18 protein-coding genes are annotated in these 18,236 nt (G+C 69.8%); 11 read left to right on the forward strand and 7 right to left on the reverse strand.

Translation table 11 applies throughout. The features are described 5' to 3' along the window. The first annotated feature begins 97 nt into the window (after positions 1-97). On the forward strand, positions 98-994 hold the full coding sequence (locus VGU03_RS13245; protein ID WP_327481269.1) for a patatin-like phospholipase family protein: 897 nt from the start codon (positions 98-100) through the stop codon (positions 992-994). Between the two features lie 105 nt (positions 995-1,099). After that, a complete protein-coding gene (locus tag VGU03_RS13250) occupies positions 1,100-3,142 on the forward strand; it encodes a S9 family peptidase (RefSeq protein WP_327481271.1) in 2,043 nt (680 codons plus the stop codon). A 9-nt stretch (positions 3,143-3,151) separates the two neighbouring features. Here the strand turns inward: VGU03_RS13250 and VGU03_RS13255 are convergent, their stop codons facing one another. Then, entirely contained in the window at positions 3,152-3,331 is a 180-nt protein-coding gene (locus VGU03_RS13255; protein ID WP_327473656.1) for a hypothetical protein, read from the reverse strand. A 144-nt stretch (positions 3,332-3,475) separates the two neighbouring features. On the opposite strand from VGU03_RS13255, the gene VGU03_RS13260 reads away from it, so the two are divergent. From VGU03_RS13260 to VGU03_RS13285, 6 genes are read left to right on the forward strand one after another with little or no spacing between them, the layout of a single operon-like run. Continuing rightward, the gene (locus tag VGU03_RS13260) at positions 3,476-3,862 is read left to right on the forward strand and encodes a GntR family transcriptional regulator (RefSeq protein ID WP_327481273.1); all 387 of its coding nucleotides are present in this window, start codon (positions 3,476-3,478) and stop codon (positions 3,860-3,862) included. After that, positions 3,862-4,647, forward strand: a complete 786-nt coding sequence (locus tag VGU03_RS13265; RefSeq protein WP_327481275.1) for a CPBP family intramembrane glutamic endopeptidase — start codon at positions 3,862-3,864, stop codon at positions 4,645-4,647. The genes VGU03_RS13260 and VGU03_RS13265 overlap by 1 nt, the downstream gene beginning before the upstream one ends. Continuing rightward, positions 4,644-5,537 (forward strand): ABC transporter ATP-binding protein, encoded by an 894-nt coding sequence (locus VGU03_RS13270; RefSeq protein WP_327481277.1) that lies wholly within the window; start codon positions 4,644-4,646, stop codon positions 5,535-5,537. Before VGU03_RS13265 ends, VGU03_RS13270 begins: the two co-directional genes overlap by 4 nt. After that, on the forward strand, positions 5,534-7,009 hold the full coding sequence (locus VGU03_RS13275) for a hypothetical protein (protein ID WP_327481279.1): 1,476 nt from the start codon (positions 5,534-5,536) through the stop codon (positions 7,007-7,009). Before VGU03_RS13270 ends, VGU03_RS13275 begins: the two co-directional genes overlap by 4 nt. Before the next feature lie 31 nt (positions 7,010-7,040). Next, on the forward strand, positions 7,041-7,397 hold the full coding sequence (locus tag VGU03_RS13280) for a hypothetical protein (protein WP_327481281.1): 357 nt from the start codon (positions 7,041-7,043) through the stop codon (positions 7,395-7,397). A gap of 56 nt (positions 7,398-7,453) precedes the next feature. After that, positions 7,454-9,139: an ABC1 kinase family protein gene (locus tag VGU03_RS13285; protein WP_327481283.1), complete on the forward strand. Its 1,686-nt coding sequence runs from the start codon at positions 7,454-7,456 to the stop codon at positions 9,137-9,139. A gap of 39 nt (positions 9,140-9,178) precedes the next feature. Here the strand turns inward: VGU03_RS13285 and VGU03_RS13290 are convergent, their stop codons facing one another. Next, a complete protein-coding gene (locus VGU03_RS13290) occupies positions 9,179-10,273 on the reverse strand; it encodes a PA0069 family radical SAM protein (RefSeq protein ID WP_327481285.1) in 1,095 nt (364 codons plus the stop codon). A 265-nt stretch (positions 10,274-10,538) separates the two neighbouring features. Here VGU03_RS13290 and acs point away from each other — a divergent pair, with 265 nt between their 5' ends. The 3 genes from acs (at position 10,539) to VGU03_RS13305 (ending at position 14,229) form a co-directional block, all read left to right on the forward strand. Continuing rightward, the gene (acs, locus tag VGU03_RS13295) at positions 10,539-12,479 is read left to right on the forward strand and encodes an acetate--CoA ligase (RefSeq protein WP_327481287.1); all 1,941 of its coding nucleotides are present in this window, start codon (positions 10,539-10,541) and stop codon (positions 12,477-12,479) included. Positions 12,480-12,611: 132 nt separating this feature from the next. Continuing rightward, positions 12,612-13,247 (forward strand): 4'-phosphopantetheinyl transferase family protein, encoded by a 636-nt coding sequence (locus VGU03_RS13300; protein ID WP_327481289.1) that lies wholly within the window; start codon positions 12,612-12,614, stop codon positions 13,245-13,247. A gap of 238 nt (positions 13,248-13,485) precedes the next feature. Then, entirely contained in the window at positions 13,486-14,229 is a 744-nt protein-coding gene (locus tag VGU03_RS13305) for a pyridoxine 5'-phosphate synthase (protein ID WP_327473650.1), read from the forward strand. A 163-nt stretch (positions 14,230-14,392) separates the two neighbouring features. Here VGU03_RS13305 and VGU03_RS13310 read toward each other — a convergent pair whose 3' ends face one another. From VGU03_RS13310 to VGU03_RS13330, 5 genes are all read right to left on the reverse strand, one after another. Next, positions 14,393-14,800: a biopolymer transporter ExbD gene (locus VGU03_RS13310; protein ID WP_327473649.1), complete on the reverse strand. Its 408-nt coding sequence runs from the start codon at positions 14,798-14,800 to the stop codon at positions 14,393-14,395. A 4-nt stretch (positions 14,801-14,804) separates the two neighbouring features. After that, positions 14,805-15,218, reverse strand: a complete 414-nt coding sequence (locus VGU03_RS13315; protein WP_327473648.1) for a biopolymer transporter ExbD — start codon at positions 15,216-15,218, stop codon at positions 14,805-14,807. An 11-nt stretch (positions 15,219-15,229) separates the two neighbouring features. After that, positions 15,230-15,997, reverse strand: a complete 768-nt coding sequence (locus VGU03_RS13320; RefSeq protein ID WP_327482108.1) for a MotA/TolQ/ExbB proton channel family protein — start codon at positions 15,995-15,997, stop codon at positions 15,230-15,232. A gap of 54 nt (positions 15,998-16,051) precedes the next feature. Beyond that, positions 16,052-16,711, reverse strand: a complete 660-nt coding sequence (locus VGU03_RS13325; RefSeq protein ID WP_327481291.1) for an energy transducer TonB — start codon at positions 16,709-16,711, stop codon at positions 16,052-16,054. 202 nt (positions 16,712-16,913) lie between these two features. After that, a complete protein-coding gene (locus VGU03_RS13330) occupies positions 16,914-18,212 on the reverse strand; it encodes a tetratricopeptide repeat protein (RefSeq protein WP_327481293.1) in 1,299 nt (432 codons plus the stop codon). Positions 18,213-18,236: the final 24 nt, after the last annotated feature.

Consider the following 18,236-nt stretch of genomic DNA (forward strand, 5'->3'; position numbering starts at 1 on the left):
CGCGCGGCCGTTGCCTCGGCCCCGGCCGGGCCCTGCCCCGCCGCTGCCCTCGTCCTGACCCACGCTTGCGTCTGCCCCCGAAAGAAACGCTCCGGCCATGCGCGCCCGCTCCCTGCTCCTGCTGCTCACCCTCGCCCTGGCCGGCTGCGCCCCCTGGCGCAAGCCGCCGCCGGCCCCGGCGCCACCGCCGCCGCGCAAGCTGGTGATCGGCCTGGCGTTGGGCGGCGGGGCGGCCAAGGGTTTCGCGCACATCGGCGTGATAAAGATGCTGGAGGCCAGCGACATCCATCCGGACGTGGTTTCCGGCACCAGCGCCGGCAGCGTGGTCGGCGCGCTCTACGCCAGCGGCATGGACGCCTTCGCGATGCAGCAGGCGGCCATCGCGCTGGACCAAGCCTCGCTGCGCGACGTGCGCCTGTTCGGCGGCGGGCTGGTGCAGGGGCGGAAGCTGCAGGACTACATCGACGCCCAGGTCCGCCAGCGGCCGATCGAACGGCTCAGGCTGCCCTTCGCCGCCGTGGCCACCGACCTGGCCAGCGGCCAGCGCACCGTGTTCACCCGTGGCGACACCGGCCAGGCGGTGCGCGCCTCGTGCAGCGTGCCCGGGGTGTTCGAACCGGCGCTGATCGGCGGCCGGCGCTACGTCGACGGCGGCGTGGTCAGCCCGGTGCCGGTCGACGCCGCGCGCCAGCTGGGCGCGGACTTCGTGATCGCGGTGGACATCTCCGCCCGCTCCGATGGCTCGCTGCCGACCGACATGCTGGGCATCGTCGGCCGCTCGGTGGTGATCATGGGCCAGCACCTGGGCGCGCAGGAGCTGGCGCGGGCCGACGTGGTGGTGCAGCCGCAGGTCAACGCGATCGGCGCTGCCGATTTCGAACAGCGCGACCGCGCCATCATGGAGGGCGAGCGGGCGACGCTAGCGGCGATCCCACTGATTCGCGCGCGCCTGGCCGCCGCGCAACGGATGCCCGCCGCGGTCGCCACGCACTAGCCGACGCCTGGGACGCTCGGCCCGCACGACAGCCTGTGACCGGCTGCACTTGGGCGGACGCGCCGGCGCTGCTAGCGTGGCTGTCCCCTTGCACGAGGCTCTTCCATGCACTCCTGTCCCCGTCTGTTGCCGCTGCTCGCCCTGGCCCTCGCCCCACTCGCGCTGGCCCCGCAGGCCATGGCCGCGCCTTCCCGGGTCGACCCGCGCATCAGCCAGTTGCTCGACCAGCTGGGCAAGGTGCGGGCCATCGACCAGGTGCAGCTTTCGCCCGACGGCCAGCGGCTGGCCTGGGTAGTGCGCGGCCAGGGCAAGCCCGCCATCGAAATCGCGCGCGCCGACGGCAGCGATGCGCATCCGCTGGCGATGGGGAACAAACCCGGCAGCTGCCGGCAGGAAGAGATCGCCTGGTCGCCGGATTCGCGCCGGCTGGCCTTTCTTTCCGACTGCGGCGGTACGCCCGGCCACCTGGACGTCTACACGGCCGATATCGGCACCGGCGGCGCTCCGCGCCGGCTGGCCGACCTCGACGGCTACGCCCACGCGCTGAGCTGGTCGGCCGACGGCCGTACGCTGGCCTTCCTCTACGTGGAAGGCGCCACCCGCCGCGCCAGCGCGGTCGCCGCCGCCAAGCCGGCCGCCGGCGAAGTGGGCGTGGAAGGCCTGGAGATCCAGCGCGTCGCCACCGTCCCGGCCACCGGCGGCGCGCCCACCCTGGCGACGCCCGCCGGCCAGTACGTCTACGAGTTCAGCTGGTCGCCCGACGCGCGCCGCTTTGCCTACGTCGCGGCGCCGGCTCCCGGCGACAACAACTGGTGGATCGCCAGGCTCTACGCGCAGGACGCCCGCGCCGGGGCCGCGCCCCGCGTACTGGTGGACCCGGGCAAGGTCGCCGGCCCGCTGCACGGACTGCAGATCGCGCTGCCGCGCTGGTCGCCGGACGGCAGCCGGCTGGCCTTCATCGGCGGCCTGATGAGCGACCAGGGCTCGACCGGCGGCGATCTGTACGCGGTGCCGGCCGCGGGCGGCGCCCCGGTGGACCTGACACCCGGCATCCACGTCACGCCGGCCTGGTTCGACTGGACCTCGCCGCGCACGCTGCTGGTGAGCCAGGTCAGCAACGGCCAGAGCCAGCTGGCCGACTACGCGGTCGACGCCGTGCGCGCCACGCAGCAGCGCGTGCACTTCACCCTGCCGGCGAGCATCGGCGACGGCGGCGCCTCGATGGCGGTGTCGCTTTCGGCCGACCACCGGCAGGTCGCCTTCGCGCAGAGCTCCTACACGGCGGCGCCCGAAGTGCATGCAGGGGTGCTCGCCCAGGGCGCGCCGGCGGCGGTCACCAGGGTCAACGCGGCGCTACGCCCGAGCTGGGGCAAGGCCGAATCGGTCGAGTGGGACCACGACGGCCGCCACGTGCAGGGCTGGCTGCTGTATCCGGCCGGCTACGATCCGGCCAAGCGCTACCCGATGATCGTCAGCGTGCACGGCGGTCCGGCCGCGGCGGTGATCCCGCGCTGGCCGGGCGTGGGCTACGGCAGCGTGCCGTTCTCCACGCTGGGCTACTTCGTCTTCATGCCCAACCCGCGCGGCAGCTTTGGCCAGGGTGAGGCCTACGTGCAGGCCAACCGCAAGGACTTCGGCCACGGCGACCTGTCGGACATCCTCGCCGGCGTCGACGCGATCGAGAAGAAGCTGCCGGTCGACGACCAGCGCCTGGGATTGACCGGCTGGAGCTACGGCGGCTTCATGAGCATGTTCGTGCCCACCCAGACCCAGCGCTTCCATGCGGTGGTGGCCGGCGCCGGCATCGCCAACTGGCAGAGCTATTACGGCGAAAACCTGATCGACCAGTGGATGATCCCGTACTTCGGCGCCTCGGTTTACGACGACCCGGCGGTGTACGCCAAGAGCTCGGCGATCGACTTCATCAAGCGGGTGAAGACGCCCACGCTGGTGGTGGTCGGCGACCGCGACGCCGAATGCCCGGCGCCGCAGTCGTTCGAGTTCTGGCACGCCCTGCGCGCCCAGGGCGTGCCGACCTCGCTGGTGGTCTATCCGAACGAGGGCCACCACTTCGTCGACCCGGCGCACCAGCGCGACGTGCTGCAGCGCGCGCTCGAGTGGTTCGGCAAGTATCTGCCGGCCGGCTGACGCGGTTCGCTAGCGCGGCGGCGGATCCCGCCGCTGCGTGTGCTTGACCGCGCCCAGGATGCCCAGTCCGAACACCACGATCACGCCGGCGCCGATCCACTGCAGCGGCACGTGCACCAGCCAGGCCACGTAGGCCAGGCCGCCGATCAGCACGATGACGCCGATCAGGTAGAGCGAGAACGAGGACATGGCGGCCTCCGTGCAAACGTCGCGGAGGCAAAGCAAACCGGCTGCGTGATCAGCGGCGCGTGAACGGCCGGGAAAGCGCGCCTTCCCGGCCTGGACCGACAGTCATGCTTGACGTAGGCCATGTGTATTGATGTACTGATACACATGGACGCATCGCTGCTCGTCATCCAACCCGCCTCGGCCGAGCCGATCTACCGGCAGATCGTCGGGCAGCTGCGCCGGCTGATCGCCAGCGGCCAGCTGGCGGTGGGCGAATTGCTGCCCTCGGTGCGCGAAGTGGCCGGCTTCCACGCGGTCAACCCGATGACCGTGTCGCGCGCCTACAGCCTGGCCGAGACCGAGGGCCTGCTCGAGCGCCTGCGCGGCAAGGGCATGGTGGTGGCGGCCGGCCAGCGCGCCGCGCACAGCCAGAGCCAGCGCCTGGCCCTGCTGGAGCCGCAGCTGCTGGCGCTGGCGCGCCACGCGCAGGAGCTGGAACTGCCCGCCGAGCCGGTCCTGCGCCGGCTCGGCAAGCTGCTGGGGGAACGCTGATGAACCTGGCGCAGATCGCCGCCTTCGTGCTGGTGGCCTGGCTGCTGCTGGGCGAGCCGCTGTTCGGACACCGCTCGCACCGGCGCCTGCTGGCCGCGCTCGATGCCGGCCGGCCCAAGGCCCGGCTGCGCTTCTACCGCCAATGGACCTGGCAGGCCTGGCTGCTCGCCGGCATCACCACGGCGGTGGTGCTGGCCCAAGGCTGGTCGCTGGAGCAGGTCGGCCTGCGCCTGCCGGCAGCGCCCGCCGGCGTGAGCCGGGATTTCATCGACGGCCTGGTCGGCGCGCTGGTCGCAGGCATGGCGCTCGGCGTGGGCTTCGCGCGCCGCCGGCGCAACGCAACGGCGCAGCCATCCACTCCGCGTGTGGCCGGCGGCGACAAGGTGCTGCGCATGCTGCCGCGCACCGGCACCGAACGCTGGGGTTTCGCCGCGCTGGCGGTGACCGCCGGGCTGACCGAGGAATGGATCTGGCGCGGCTTCGGCGCCGCCGCCCTGCACGCGGCCTGGCCGCATGCTCCGCTCGCGGCCAGCGTGCTGGTGCTGGCGTTCGCCTTCGGCTGGGCGCACGTGTACCAAGGTCTCTCGGGCGTGCTGGCCACCGGCGTGCTCGGCGCGCTGCTGGCCTGGCTCTATCTCGGCACCGGCAGCCTGCTGCTGCCGATGCTGCTGCACGTGCTCATCGACCTGCGCGCGCTGCTGGTGCCGGTGGAGGCCGGCACGGTGGCGGACGCGCTTCACGCAACGGACGCAAAGACGTCCATCCAGGATCGGGGAAATCCATGAACGCCCAGCTTCGCGACTTCCATGCGGACACCTCACCGCTGGCCGTGCACGGCCTGGCCCACGGCTACGAGGGCAGCAACGTGCTCACCGGCGTGGACCTGGCGTTGGCGCCGGGCAGCGTGCTCGGGCTGATCGGGCGCAACGGCGCGGGCAAGTCGACGCTGATCCGCGCCATGCTCGGCCTGCTCCGGCCGCTGGCGGGCGAGGCGCGCGTTTTCGGCGAGCCTGCCCATGCGCTCCCCGACGCGGCCAAGGCGCGGCTGGCCTACGTGCCGCAGCAGCCCGAGGCGCTGGCCTGGCTCAGCGCCGCGCAGATGCTGGATTACGTCGGGCGCTTCTACCCGCGCTGGGACGAGGCCTTTGCCCGCAACACGCTGGCGCGCTGGAGCATCCCCGCCAACAAGCTGCTGGCCAAGCTCTCGCCGGGCGAGCGCCAGCGGGTGGACCTGATCCGCGCGCTCGCCTCGCAGCCGGACCTGCTGTTGCTGGACGAGCCGGCCGCCGCGCTGGATCCGGTCGCCCGCCGCGAACTGCTGCGCGAGGTCGCCCTGCGCGCGGGCGAGGCCGGCACCACGGTGTTGTTCTCCACGCACATCGTGTCGGACCTGGAGCGGGTCGCCTCGGAGGTGGCCTTCCTGCACCGGGGTCGCCTGCTGATCCACTGCGGCGTGGACGAAACCAAGGAGCACTACGCGCGGCTGTGGCTGCCGGCGCGGCTCTCCGCGGCGGCGCCGGCGCAGGCGCTCAGCCGGCGCCGCCACGAGGACGGCAGCGTGAGCCTGGTGGTCGAACGCGACGCCTCCGGGCACTGGCCCGAAGCGGCGCACCTGCCCGGCGCACGCCTCGATGCGCTGGGCCTGGAAGACCTGTTCGTGGAGATCGCCGAGTGAACGCCGCGACGGTCCTGCTCTCGCCCTGGCGCGCCTCGCCGGCGTGGACGCGCTGGGGCAGCGTCATCCTCGGCGCCGGCCTGCTGCTCGTCACGTTGCTGCTGGCCATCTTCATGCGCCCGGACAGCTGGGCGATGGCTGCCGGGAGCGTGGTCGGCTTCGGCGAGTTCTTCCTGGGGATGTTCCTGTTGGCGCCTGCCCTGCTGCTGGCGGTCGATGGGCGGCAATTGCGCGTGCCCGGCCTGCAGCGTGCCGCCCTGGCCGGGGTCGCATGGCTGGGGCTGGGCCTGATCATGGTGCCGGCAGCCCTGCTTCGCCTGGCCGGCGGGCATGGCACGGTGATCGCCGGCCTGCTGGCGCTGGCGCTCTGCGGCGGCCTGCTGATGGGTCTGCTGCCACGCATGCTGAGCGCGTTCGTCGGCCTGTTGCCGATGACCTTCAATGCCCTGCGGCCGCATGTGGACCTGCCTGCGCCGGGCCAGCCCGGCTTCCTGACGCTGGTGGCTGCCGCGGTGGCATCGATGCTGCTGCTCTGCGCGCTGTGCTGGTGGCGCCAGCTGCGCGCGGCCGATCCGTACCGGCAAGGCTGGATGCAGCCGATGGTGCTGCAGTTCCGGCGCGCGGGACGCGCCGGCAGCTGGCACGGCTTCGCCGGCGGCCTGCCGGACAGCGCCCAGCAGATCCGCCAGCAGCCGGACTGGATGCGCCCGATGATCGACCTGGGGCCCAGTGGGCCGGAGCGGCCACGCTACAGCCTGCGCGTGGCGATCGGCGGCATGTTCGTGCCCATGACCTTCGCCGGGCGCGCTCGCCAGCTGGCCGTGGCCGTGCTGCCGAGCGTGCTGGTGATCGGCCTGGTGCTGCTCCAGGCCGGTCAACGGCACGGCGGCTTCAGTTGGGCCATGCTCACTCCATGGGCCGGCATGTTCGCCTGGTTCGGCGGCTTCATCGGCCTGCTGATCGTCCTGCTGGCGGTGATGCAGCTGGGCCAGCGCTGGCAGAAGGACAATGCGGAGCTGCCGCTGCTGGCGCTGCTGCCGGGCCTGGGCGCGCCGGCACGGTTGCGGCGCGACCTGCTGGCGGCCAGCCTGCTGCCCGGCGCGGGCGTGCAGTTGCTGCTGCTGGCCGCGTTGGCGGCGCTGGCGTGGTACGCGCACATGGGCTGGCCGGCCGTGCTGGCGGTGCTGCTCGCGCAGGCGATCGGCATCGGCGTGCTGGTGGCCTTCACCCTGGCGATCATCGGCGGCCGGCCCTTGCCGGGCTGGGGCACCGGAACGCTCAGCGTCGCCTGCTTCGTCGTCACCGCATGCGGGCTGTCGTTCGCGCTGTTGGACAGAAGCGCGCACGGCATCCTGCTGCTCGTCGCGGCATCGGCCTGGGCGGTACTCGCGCTGGTGCTGGCGTGGCTCGGCTGGCGGGGCTGGCGCGGCTTGCAGGATCGCCCGCATCCCTTCCTGTCCAACGCTGGATGAGGCGATCGGCTGGAAGTCGCATCCCCAGGCGATGGAGCGCTGGCTGTGGATCGGCTGGTCGGCCACGCGCCCGCTGCGGCCCGGGCAGCCGATGCGCAGCCATGGCCTGGGCTACGCGGAGTCGGAACGGCTGATCCGTCACCACACCCTGTTGCAGGCGCACCGCTGCGGCTGGATCGGGATGGCAGGCCTGGCAGCGCTGGCGGCGCGGCTACTGTGCGCGTTTGCCGATCCGGCGGTGCCCGCATGGCTGGGACGGGTGCTGCCCGGTTGCGCCACGCTCTGCACCGGCCTGCGCCTCATTCAGGTCCAGCGCGCCGCGCGCCCGCGGATCCTGCGCGACGCCGATGCGTTGCGCGACGGCCGGCGTACTGCCGCGCCCCGTTGACGCACTGTTGCCGCCCGCCGCTCCATGCTGTGGCAAAGCGTTGGAGCCGCGAAGGCGTGAACGAAGCCAGCCGTCTGTCCCGCTACGCCCGGATCGGTGCGTTCCTGCTGCGCTACCGCAAGGCGGGATTGTTCAGCGGGCTGGATCTGGACATCCAAGAGGCGGCCCTGGCCGGCGAGACCGAGGCGGCCAAGCCGGGCCAACCCGAACAGTTCGTCGACGAGTTGGAGGCGCTCGGCCCTACCTTCATCAAGGTCGGCCAGGCCCTGTCGACCCGGCCGGACATGGTGCCGGCACCCTACATCGCGGCGCTGGAGCGCATGCAGGACGACGTGGCGCCAGTGCCGGTGGCGCAGGTGCGCGAGATCATCGAGGCGGAGCTGGGCGCGCGCATCGGCACGCTGTTCGCGAGCTTCGACGACGAGCCGCTGGCCGCCGGTTCGGTGGCGCAGGTGCATGCGGCCACGCTGCGCGGCGGGCGCGAGGTGGTGCTCAAGGTGCAGCGCCCGCACATCGCCCAGACCCTGCGCGAGGATTTGGCGATCCTGGAGAAGCTCGCCGGCGCCGCCGACCGCATGACCGACGTGGGCCGCCGTTACGGCTTCGTCGGCCTGGTCAGCGAGCTTCGCCACAGCCTGGCCAGCGAGATCAACTTCGAACTGGAGGCGGAGAACCTGCGCCGCTTCGCCGAGAATCTGCGTGGCTACGACAGGCTCTACGTGCCGCTGCCGCTGGCCGACCTCACCACCACCCGCGTGCTGACCATGCAGCGCGTGCGCGGCATCAAGGTCACCCACATCCCGCCGCTGCGGCGCATCGAGCATCCGCTGCACGAGCAGGCGCGCGAGCTGCTGCGGGCCTACCTCGACCAGGTGTTCGTGCATGGCCTGGTGCACGCCGACCCGCACCCGGGCAACGTGCTGCTGATGGAGGACCACCGCCTGGCGCTGTTCGACCTGGGGATGGTGGTGCGGCTGGTGCCGCGCACGCGCCACCGGCTGCTCAAGCTGATGCTGGGCGCGATCTCCGGCAACGGCGACCAGGTCGGCGAGATCAGCGAGACCATGGGCACCGCGCTGGAGGACTTCCGCCACAGCCAGTACAAGCGCCAGGTCGAACAGCTGGTGGCCAGCTACGTGGGCCTGCACAACTCCAGCCGGCAATTCTCCGAAGGGCGGCTGGTGCTGGAGCTGGCGCGCGTGGGTGCGTCCTGCGGGCTGCGGCCGCCGGCCGAGCTCTCCATCCTGGGCAAGACCCTGCTCAACCTCGAGGCGGTCACCAGCGCGCTCGACCCGACCATCGACACCCGCCGCGTGGTCGAGCAGCACCTGCAGCAGGTGCTGCGGCGGCAGGCGCTGGGCACGCTCTCGCCGGCCAACCTCGCCAGCGAATGGCTGGACGTACAGGAGCTGGCCCGGCACACGCCGCAGCACGTGGCGTCGATCCTGCGCACGCTGGCGCAGAACCGCCTGCGCGTGCGCGTGGACGGGCTGGAAGAATCGCACATGATGGAAAGCCTGCAGAAGATCGCCAACCGCATCAGCACGGGGGTGATCGTCGCCGCGCTGGTGATCGGCTCGGCGCTGACCGCACGCATGACCAGCGGCCCGACGCTGTTCGGCCTGCCGATCCTGTCGATGCTGTTCATCGTCGCGGCCGTGGCGCTGGGTCTGGGCCTGATCCTCAGCGCGCTGCGGCGCGACGGCAAGGTGGAGCGGGCGGCGAACCGGCCGCCGGATTGATGCGGGCGATCGAGGCCATCGCGGATGGAGCAGCCGCGCCTAGAACAGCACCCCTTGCGGCGACGCCTCGCGCGGCGGCACGAAGCGCGAGGCATCGAGCTTGAGGTCGCGCGCGCGGCCGAAACCGTGTTTGCGGCAGGCCACTTCGAAGCGCCGCCTGAGCAGCTGCGCGAACACGCCCTGCCCGCGCATGCGCGTGCGGAAGTCGCTGTCGTAGTCGCGCCCGCCGTTCATCTGCTGGATCAGGCTCATCACGTGGCTCGCCCGCTGCGGCGCGTGCAATGCCAGCCATTCGCGGAACAGCGTCTTCAGTTCGTAGGGCAGCCGCACCACGGTGTAGCCGGCGCAGCGCGCGCCGGCGGCATGGGCCTGCTCGAGCACCGCTTCCAGGTCGGCGTCGTTGAGCGCGGGGATGATCGGCGCGACCAGCACGCCTACCGGGATACCCGCCTCGCTGAGCGCGTGAATCGCCCGGATGCGCCGGTGCGGCGCGCTGGCGCGCGGTTCAAGCTTGGCGGCCAGCTGGTTGTCCAAGGAGTTCACCGAGACGAACACCTGCACCAGGTGCTCGCGCGCCATCGCCGCGAGCAGGTCGATGTCGCGCTCGATGAGCGCGTTCTTGGTGACGATCGTGCACGGATGGCGGCACTCGGCCAGCAGTTCCAGCGCCGCGCGGGTCAGCCGCCAGCGCTTCTCCACCGGCTGGTAGGGATCGGTGTTGCTGCCGATGTTGATCGGGCTGGGCACGTAGCCGCGCCGGGAGAGCTCTGCGCGCAGCACCTGGGCGAGGTTGCTCTTGGCGCGCAGGCGCGTCTCGAAGTCGAGCCCGGGCGAGAGGTTGAGGTAGCTGTGCGAGGGCCGAGCGTAGCAATAGATGCACCCGTGCTCGCATCCGCGATAGGGGTTGATCGCCTGGTCGAAGCCGATGTCGGGCGAGTCGTTGCGGCTGATCACGCTGCGCGCGCGTTCCTCGGTCACTTCCGTGCGCGGGCGTGGTGCGTCCTGGTCCAGCAGCAGGCTCTGCCAGCCGTCGTCCTCGGCCTGGTGGCGCATGGTCTCGAAGCGCCCCTCCGGATTGGAGGCGGCGCCGCGGCCCTTGCGGGCGTAGGGGACGGTCGGATCGGTCGGCTGCATGCGGCAAGCCTACCCCGCGGGCGTCTCACCGCTTGCGGCTGCGGATCGGCGCTTTTTTCCGCTGGGAGAAGGGCAAGGCTAGTCGCGCCAGTGCAGATGCCACCTCTCGGGCGGGCGGACCGCTCCCGCACCGGAATCATCCGCGGCACCGGCATCCGGTCGACCAAAGACGCAGCCCCTGCCGTGCAGGCGCACGCGCGCGGCTACACTCGAACCGATGCCGGCCAGCCCGGCTCCTTCCACGCAGCCGCAGGAGAGCCCTTCCATGTCCAAGCTCCATCCGGTCGACCCCGCGTTCGCCGCCAAGGCGCGCATCGACAAGGACGCCTATGCACGCATGTACGCCGACTCGGTAGGCGACCCGGAGGGCTTCTGGGGCAAGGTCGCCCAGCGGCTGGACTGGACGCGCGCGCCCACTCGCATCAAGGACGTCTCCTTCGATCCGAAGAACCTGCACATCCGCTGGTACGAGGACGGCCAGCTCAACGTCGCGGCCAACTGCCTGGATCGACACCTGGCCGAGCGCGGCGACAAGACCGCGATCATCTTCGAGGGCGACGATCCCGGCGAATCGCGCCGCATCAGCTACCGCGAACTGCATGCCGAGGTGTGCAAGTTCGCCAACACGCTCAAGCACCTGGGCGTGGCCAAGGGCGACCGCGTGGCGATCTACCTGCCGATGATCCCGGAGGCGGCGGTGGCGATGCTCGCCTGCGCGCGCATCGGCGCGATCCACTCGGTAGTGTTCGGCGGTTTCTCGCCCGATTCGCTGGCCGGACGCATCGGCGATTCGCAGTGCAAGCTGGTGGTCACCGCCGACGAAGGCCGGCGCGGCGGCAAGCACATTCCGCTCAAGGCCAACGTCGACGCCGCGCTGGAGCGGCCCGGCACCAACAGTGTGGAGACCGTGGTAGTCGTGCGCCGCACCGGTGCGGCGGTGCCCATGCAGTCCCCGCGCGACCGCTACTGGCATGTGCTGATGGACGGCCAGAGCGCCGACTGCATGCCTGAGCCGCTGGATGCCGAGCACCCGCTGTTCATCCTGTACACCTCCGGTTCCACCGGCAAGCCCAAGGGCGTGCTGCACACCTCCGGCGGCTACCTCGTCTTCGTCAGCTACACCCACGAGTGCGTGTTCGACCTGCGCGAGGAGGACGTGTACTGGTGCACCGCCGACGTCGGCTGGGTCACCGGCCACAGCTACGTGGTGTACGGGCCGCTCGCCAACGGCGCGACCACGGTGATGTTCGACGGCGTGCCGAACTACCCCGATCACAGCCGCTTCTGGCAAGTGATCGACAAGCACCAGGTCACGCTGTTCTACACCGCGCCCACGGCGATCCGCGCGCTGATGCGGGAGGGCGAGGGCCCGGTGAAGAAGACCTCGCGACGGTCGCTGCGGCTGCTCGGCACGGTCGGCGAGCCGATCAATCCGGAGGCATGGGAGTGGTACTGGCGCGTGGTCGGCGACGAGCGCTGCCCGGTGGTCGACACCTGGTGGCAGACCGAGACCGGCGGCATCCTCATTTCACCTTTGCCCGGCGCGATCGACGCCAAGCCCGGCTCGGCCACACTGCCCTTTTTCGGCATCAAGCCGGTGATCGTCGACGCCACCGGCGAAGTGCAGGAGGGCCCGGCCGAGGGCAACCTGCTCCTGACCGACTCCTGGCCTGGGCAGATGCGCACGGTCTACGGCGACCACCAGCGCTTCATCGAGACCTACTTCAGCGCCTACCCGGGCAACTACTTCACCGGCGACGGCGCGCGCCGCGACGAGGACGGCTACTACTGGATCACCGGCCGCGTGGACGATGTGATCAACGTCTCCGGCCACCGTATCGGTACCGCCGAAGTCGAAAGCGCGCTGGTGGCCCACCCGAAAGTGGCCGAGGCGGCGGTGGTCGGCTGCCCGCACGAGATCAAGGGCCAGGGCATCTACGCCTACGTCACCCTGGTCGCCGGCGAGAACGGCACCGACGAGCTGCGCAAGGAACTCGTCGCCTGGGTGCGCAAGGAGATCGGCCCGATCGCCACACCCGACTACCTGCAATGGGCGCCGGGCCTGCCCAAGACGCGCTCGGGCAAGATCATGCGCCGCATCCTGCGCAAGATCGGCGAGAACCAGCCCGACCAGTTGGGCGACATCTCCACGCTGGCCGACCCTTCGGTGGTAAAGAACCTGGTCGAGGAGCGGCTGATCAAGTGACCGCCCGGACACGACGGCAAGGCTGCATGCCAGCGTGACCGACGGACACGCGTTCGGCCCTACCCCGCGGATCCCTCTTGCCTGCGCGGTGCCGGCTTGTGCCGGACGGCGCCGGCCCGGCACCATGCATCGATGAATCTTGCCGACGGGACGCCACTGGCGAAAGTAGCAGAGCACCTGCGCGATGACGAGGTGCACGTCTGGCGGTTGCCCTTCACGCCGGCGCAGGGACGCGCACCGCTGCTCGCGCTGCTCGGCGCCTACCTCGGCCGCGATGCCGGATCGGTGCGGCTGGTCAGTGGGGAATACGGCCGCCCGGCGCTGGCCGAAGCCTCGGCGCTCGACTTCAACTGGTCGCACAGCGGCTCCCTCGCCCTCGCAGCGCTGGCGCGCGGAACGGCACCGGGCATCGACGTCGAACGGGTGCGGCCGCGGCCGCGCGCGTGGGCGCTGGCCCAGCGCTACTTCACGCCGGCCGAGGTCGCGGCGCTTTCCCGGCTCGCGCCGGATGAACGCGAAGCCGCCTTTCTGCGTCTATGGACCGCCAAGGAAGCGGTGCTCAAGGCCATGGGCCGTGGCCTGGCGTTCGGCCTGCATCGGCTGGATATCGAGTGCGACGTCGGCATGCCCCGGCTGCGCGCCCTCGAGGGGGACGATGCGGCCCGATGGCAGTTGCATGCGCTGCCGGCCGGGGAGGATTGCGTGGCCACGCTTGCCTGGCGGGGCGAGGCGCGCCAGGTGCGTCTGTGGTCGCTGGCCGCGGGCTGAAGGCGGCACCCCCAGCCGGCGCACCGAATTCGCGGCCCGCCGGCCACCACGCAACCTTGGGAGGCGCCATGGCCAGCGGCCGACCGGCTCGCGGTCAATGCGACGGGGCTTGTGGCAACGGCGGCATGCGTGCCGGACGCATCCCGCACGCCGGCTCGTCAGCCTCCTGCTTGCCCGCACGTCGCGTTCGTCGCATTGTTGGTGGCCCACTGTGGCGTTCGTCCAAGGACTGCGGCCCATGACCCTGCTCAGCGTCAACCTCAACAAGATCGCGGTGCTGCGCAACTCGCGCGGCGGCAGCGAACCGGACATCCTGCGCGCGGCGCAGACCTGCATCGAAGCCGGCTGCGGCGGCATCACCGTGCATCCGCGGCCGGACCTGCGCCATGTGCGTCCGGACGACGTGCGCGCGCTGGCAGCGATGCTGCGGGGCCGGGTCGAGTACAACATCGAAGGCAATCCGTTCGCGCCGGCGCGTGGCGCATACCCCGGGCTGGTCGCGCTCGCCCGCGAAACGCGCCCGAGCCAGGTTACCCTGGTGCCCGACAGCGATGGCCAGATCACTTCCGACCACGGTTTCGACCTGGCCGCGGACTGCGAGCGGCTGCGTCCACTGGTGGCCGAGCTGCGCGCGCTCGGCTGCCGCGTGAGCCTGTTCGTCGATGCCGGCACGCAGGATTTCGCGCCGGCGGTGGCGATCGGTGCGGAACGCATCGAGATCTACACCGGCCCCTATGCCGAGGCTTTTGCCGAAGGGGATGCGCGCGCCGCGCTGGCCGCCTGTGCCGACACGGCTAGGCGGGCGCAGCAGGCAGGCCTGGCGGTGAACGCGGGCCACGACCTCAACCAGGCCAACCTGGGCGGCTTCAAGGCGGCCATACCGGGGCTGGCGGAAGTATCGATCGGCCACGCGCTGATCGGCGAGGCGCTCTACGACGGGCTGGCGCCTACGGTGCGGCGTTACCTGCAGATCCTGCGCTGAGCATCGGCCGGAAAGCCGGGCCGCCCCGCCTGGGGCCACGCAGGCTCGTGTGCCCGGTTGCGAAGCCGCTTTCTCCATTCCCCACGAGGTCTTTCGGGTCCACAAAGCAAAACCCCCGCTTGCGCGGGGGTTTGCCGGTAGTGTCAAGCGATCCGCCTGAGGATCACTGTCCCTCGGTAAAGCCGATCTTGGTCAGGCCGTAGCTCTTGGCGTCGGCCAGCACGCGTGCGACCGCCTCGTAAGCCACGCCGTCGTCCGCGTTGATCTGCAGCTCCGGCTGGTTGGTCTGCTGGGCGATCACCGCGATCTGGGCCTTCAGGCCCAGTTCGTCCACCGGGGTATCGTTCCAGTACAGCGCGCCGGTGCGGTCGATCTTCAACCGGATCGGTTCCAGCGGGTTTTCGGGTTGGACGATGTTGGGGTTCGGCTGCGGCAGGTCGACCTTCACCTTGTGGGTGAGCATCGGCGCCGTGATCATGAAGATGATCAAGAGCACCAGCATCACGTCGACCAGCGGCGTGACGTTGATGTCGGCCATCGGGCCGCTGGTGTTTCCGGAACTGAAAGCCATCGTCTTACTCCTTGCCGGTCGTCATGAAACCGACATGGACCATGCCTGCCGCCTTCGCGTCGCCGAGGATCTTGCGGACATACCGGTATTCGGTGTCCTTGTCGGCGCGAAGCTGGATTTCCGGCTGCGGCGTCTTGGACGCCGCCACCGCGAACTGTGCCTTCAACTCCGCCTCGGTCACCTCGGCGTCGTTGAGGTACATGCTGCCGTCTTGCTTCAACGCCACGTCCATCGGCTCGACGTATCCGCTGTCAGGCGTCTTGGGGTTGGCATTGGGCAACGGCACGGTGATCCGGTGCGACATCAGGGGTGCCGTAATCATGAAGATGATCAGCAGCACCAGCATCACGTCGACCAGCGGCGTGACGTTGATCTCCGACATCGGTCCGCCGGAATTGCCTCCGGTACTCATCGCCATGGCTCAAGCCCTCACTTCTGGGTCGGCGCCACGCCTTCGACACGCGAACCGGTGGCGAAGAAGTCGTGCAGGTCGTGCGCGAACTCGTCGAACTGCGCATAGGTCATGCGGTTCGAACGGTTGAAGAAGTTGTACGCGAGCACGGCCGGGATCGCGGTGAACAGACCGAACGCGGTCATGATCAGCGCCTCACCCACCGGGCCGGCGACCGCTTCCATCGAGGCGTTGCCGGAAGCGGAGATCTTGATCAGCGCGTGGTAGATGCCCCACACGGTACCGAGCAGACCGATGAACGGCGCCGAGGAACCGACGGTGGCGAGCAAGGTCATGCCGCCTTCCAGGCGCAGGCTCTCGCGGGCCACGGCCTGGCGCAGGGCGCGGTCGATGAACTCCGAGCGGCTCAGCGATTCGGCCAGGCGACCGCCGCCGACGGCAGCAGCCGTGGCCTGCTGGTGGTGGGCCACCGCGGAGGCGGCGTCCAGCGCGATCTTCGAGAAGGGTTCGCCCTTGGGCTGGGCTTCCAGCTCACGGATCGCTTCCTGGGTCGAGGTGGTGCCCCAGAAACCCTGGATCACCTTCTCGGCGCGGGAACGGACCATCGCGTTGCGGATGGCGTTGGCGATGATGAAGTACCAGGAGGCGAACGACATCACCACGAGGGTGATGAAGACGATCCAGCCCAGCGGGTCGAAGTTGTGGATCAGGTCCCCGAAGCCCATGTGCTTCATGGCTTCGGCGTTGGAGGTGCCGCCCTGGGCCGGTGCAGTTTGTAGGAACATCATGACGCTACCTTTTAGAGATGTCAGGCGTGAACTGGTGGACTGTAATGAGGGTTACAGCTGATTGAGATTCCAGGCAACGGGAACGCGAACGTAGCCTTCGGTCTTCTGACCGTTCTTGATTGCCGGATTGAAACGCCATTTCTGAGCCGCTTCAATCGCCGCACGGTCGAGCTCGCGAAAACCGCTGGAGGTCTCGACCTTGATGTCCTTCGGCGCGCCATCCGTGCCAACCAAGATCAACAACGTCGTCGTGCCCTCATGGCGCTGGCGAATCGCCTGCGGCGGATACCTGGGCTGCATACGGCTGTTGTAGCTGATGTCCTGGCTGGCCGTAATGTCCGCCGGCGGCGCAGGCGGAGCCGGCGGCGCCGGGGGCGGAGCCGGAATCGCATTGGTCGACTGCTCTTCCACAGCCGGCGGCGGAGCCGGCGGCGGCGGGGTCGGCGGCGGCGTCACCTGCTGGATGATCTTCGGCGGCGGCTGCTTCGGCGGTTCCGGCGGCGGCGGCGGCGGTGGCGGCGGCGGCGGCGGCGGCTCGATGAAGTTCACCTGGACGATGCGCTCTTTCTTGGCTTCCGCCTGCTTGGGTGGCGCCGGGGGCGCAATCAGCAGGAGGAACGCGAACGAGTGCAGCGCGATGGCGACAGCCAACGCCCAGGTGCGCCTCCAACTGAACGGCTTGGCGCCGGTTTCTTCGTTACTCGAGGCCATCTGTCACTTTACTGGAGCTAGTCAATCGGAATGACGTGGTCGCAGCGTCGATCGGCAAATCTCGCCCGATAGGGTGACATTTGCCACTGGACATGCGCGGGAAAGGGTTCTCAACGGTACAACAGGCCATGGCGTTTGTATAGCACCCGTGAGGCCGGCAGATGGACATCCATCCGACCTCGCGGGCGAGCGCCAGGCCGGCCTACTTGGTTCCTGCCTGCTTCAGCCAGGCCTTGGCCTTGGCCGAGGTTTCCGGGTCCTGCGCCGCCATCTTCATGGCGGCGACGGCGCCGGGCTTGTTCTTCAAGCCGCGCTCGGCTTCGGCCAGCAGCATGTAGGCCGTGCCCTTGTGCTGCACGCCCTTGTCGATGCCCTGCTTGATCAGCGTCTTGGCCTCGCCGTACTTCTGCTGGGAGAGCAGCAGCTGGCCGGCGCGGATGGCGGCCTCGCCATCCTTGCCCATCGGCATGGCCTTCTTGTAGCTCTCGATGGCCTTGCTTTCGTTGCCGGCGATGTACGCCGCGTCGCCCAACAGCTTGAGGTTGTCGTAGCTGGAGGTGACCACGCCCTTGGAGATGCCGTCCTCGAGCACGCCGAGCGCCTTGGTCGCGTTCGGCTTGGGGTCTTCGCTGTTCTGGCCGGTGATCAGGTAGAGCTTGGCCAGGTTGACGTAGTTCTTTTCGTCCTTGAAGCCGCCAGCGGCGCGCGACTTCTCCATCAGCTCGATGGCCTGCGGATATTTCTGCGCCTGCATCAGTACGGCTACGGCGTTGTTGAGCGCCGTGGTGTCGTTGGGGTTGGCGGCCAGCTGCTGCTGGGCGAGCTGCGCGGCCTGGTCGCTCTGGCCGGACTCGGCGTAACTGGCCATCAGGATCTGGTTCCACGATTCCTGCGGCTTGTCGGTGAGCGACTGCGCCTTCTTGATCGCGGCGATCGCCTGCGGGTACTTCTCCAGGCGGTAATAAGCGTTGCCTTCCAGCGCGTAGGACTCGGCGGTTTCCTTCTTGCCTTCGTTGCGCCACTTCTCGACGGTGTCGATGGACTGCTGGTACTGCTCGGAGGCGAGGTAGAACTGGGCCAGTTCGTACTCGAGCTGGAAATAGGTGTCGTTGGGCAGCACGCCGATGTCCAGCGAGCGCTTCAGCGCGTCGATCGCGCCTTTGACGTCGTTCTCGTTGTACTTGATGTTGGCGATGCCCTGCAGCGCCAGCGACTGGGCGTACTTGCTGCTGCTGCTGTCGGCGATCGGCTGCAGCAGCTGCATGGCCTTGTCCTTGTCGCCGGCGTTGACGGCATCCAGGCCGTCGTTGAGCTTCTTCTGCTCGCTGGAGCTGCTGAGGTCGAGCTTGGGCTCCTTGCGGGTGGCGTTCGGGTAGAGCGCCTCTTTCTTGTCCTTGCCGGACTGGTCGCCATGGCGATCACGGGCGATGGCGGGACTGCTCACAAGGGCGAACGCGAGCGCCGCGCCACCCAACAGCTTGAGAAGGGGAGCATGCTTCATGGCAGTCCTCTGTAAGGTTTTTCG

Origin of the sequence: Frateuria sp., assembly GCF_035944355.1 — a bacterium.
In the GTDB taxonomy this organism is placed as follows: domain Bacteria; phylum Pseudomonadota; class Gammaproteobacteria; order Xanthomonadales; family Rhodanobacteraceae; genus Frateuria_A.

Coding starts and splice junctions, on each gene's coding strand:
- VGU03_RS13245 (WP_327481269.1), top strand. CDS start 98: ATGCGCGCCCGCTCCCTGCTCCTGCTGCTCACCCTCGCCCTGGCCGGC.
- VGU03_RS13250 (WP_327481271.1), top strand. CDS start 1,100: ATGCACTCCTGTCCCCGTCTGTTGCCGCTGCTCGCCCTGGCCCTCGCC.
- VGU03_RS13255 (WP_327473656.1), bottom strand. CDS start 3,331: ATGTCCTCGTTCTCGCTCTACCTGATCGGCGTCATCGTGCTGATCGGC.
- VGU03_RS13260 (WP_327481273.1), top strand. CDS start 3,476: ATGGACGCATCGCTGCTCGTCATCCAACCCGCCTCGGCCGAGCCGATC.
- VGU03_RS13265 (WP_327481275.1), top strand. CDS start 3,862: ATGAACCTGGCGCAGATCGCCGCCTTCGTGCTGGTGGCCTGGCTGCTG.
- VGU03_RS13270 (WP_327481277.1), top strand. CDS start 4,644: ATGAACGCCCAGCTTCGCGACTTCCATGCGGACACCTCACCGCTGGCC.
- VGU03_RS13280 (WP_327481281.1), top strand. CDS start 7,041: ATGGAGCGCTGGCTGTGGATCGGCTGGTCGGCCACGCGCCCGCTGCGG.
- VGU03_RS13290 (WP_327481285.1), bottom strand. CDS start 10,273: ATGCAGCCGACCGATCCGACCGTCCCCTACGCCCGCAAGGGCCGCGGC.
- acs (WP_327481287.1), top strand. CDS start 10,539: ATGTCCAAGCTCCATCCGGTCGACCCCGCGTTCGCCGCCAAGGCGCGC.
- VGU03_RS13300 (WP_327481289.1), top strand. CDS start 12,612: ATGAATCTTGCCGACGGGACGCCACTGGCGAAAGTAGCAGAGCACCTG.
- VGU03_RS13305 (WP_327473650.1), top strand. CDS start 13,486: ATGACCCTGCTCAGCGTCAACCTCAACAAGATCGCGGTGCTGCGCAAC.
- VGU03_RS13310 (WP_327473649.1), bottom strand. CDS start 14,800: ATGGCTTTCAGTTCCGGAAACACCAGCGGCCCGATGGCCGACATCAAC.
- VGU03_RS13315 (WP_327473648.1), bottom strand. CDS start 15,218: ATGGCGATGAGTACCGGAGGCAATTCCGGCGGACCGATGTCGGAGATC.
- VGU03_RS13320 (WP_327482108.1), bottom strand. CDS start 15,997: ATGTTCCTACAAACTGCACCGGCCCAGGGCGGCACCTCCAACGCCGAA.
- VGU03_RS13325 (WP_327481291.1), bottom strand. CDS start 16,711: ATGGCCTCGAGTAACGAAGAAACCGGCGCCAAGCCGTTCAGTTGGAGG.
- VGU03_RS13330 (WP_327481293.1), bottom strand. CDS start 18,212: ATGAAGCATGCTCCCCTTCTCAAGCTGTTGGGTGGCGCGGCGCTCGCG.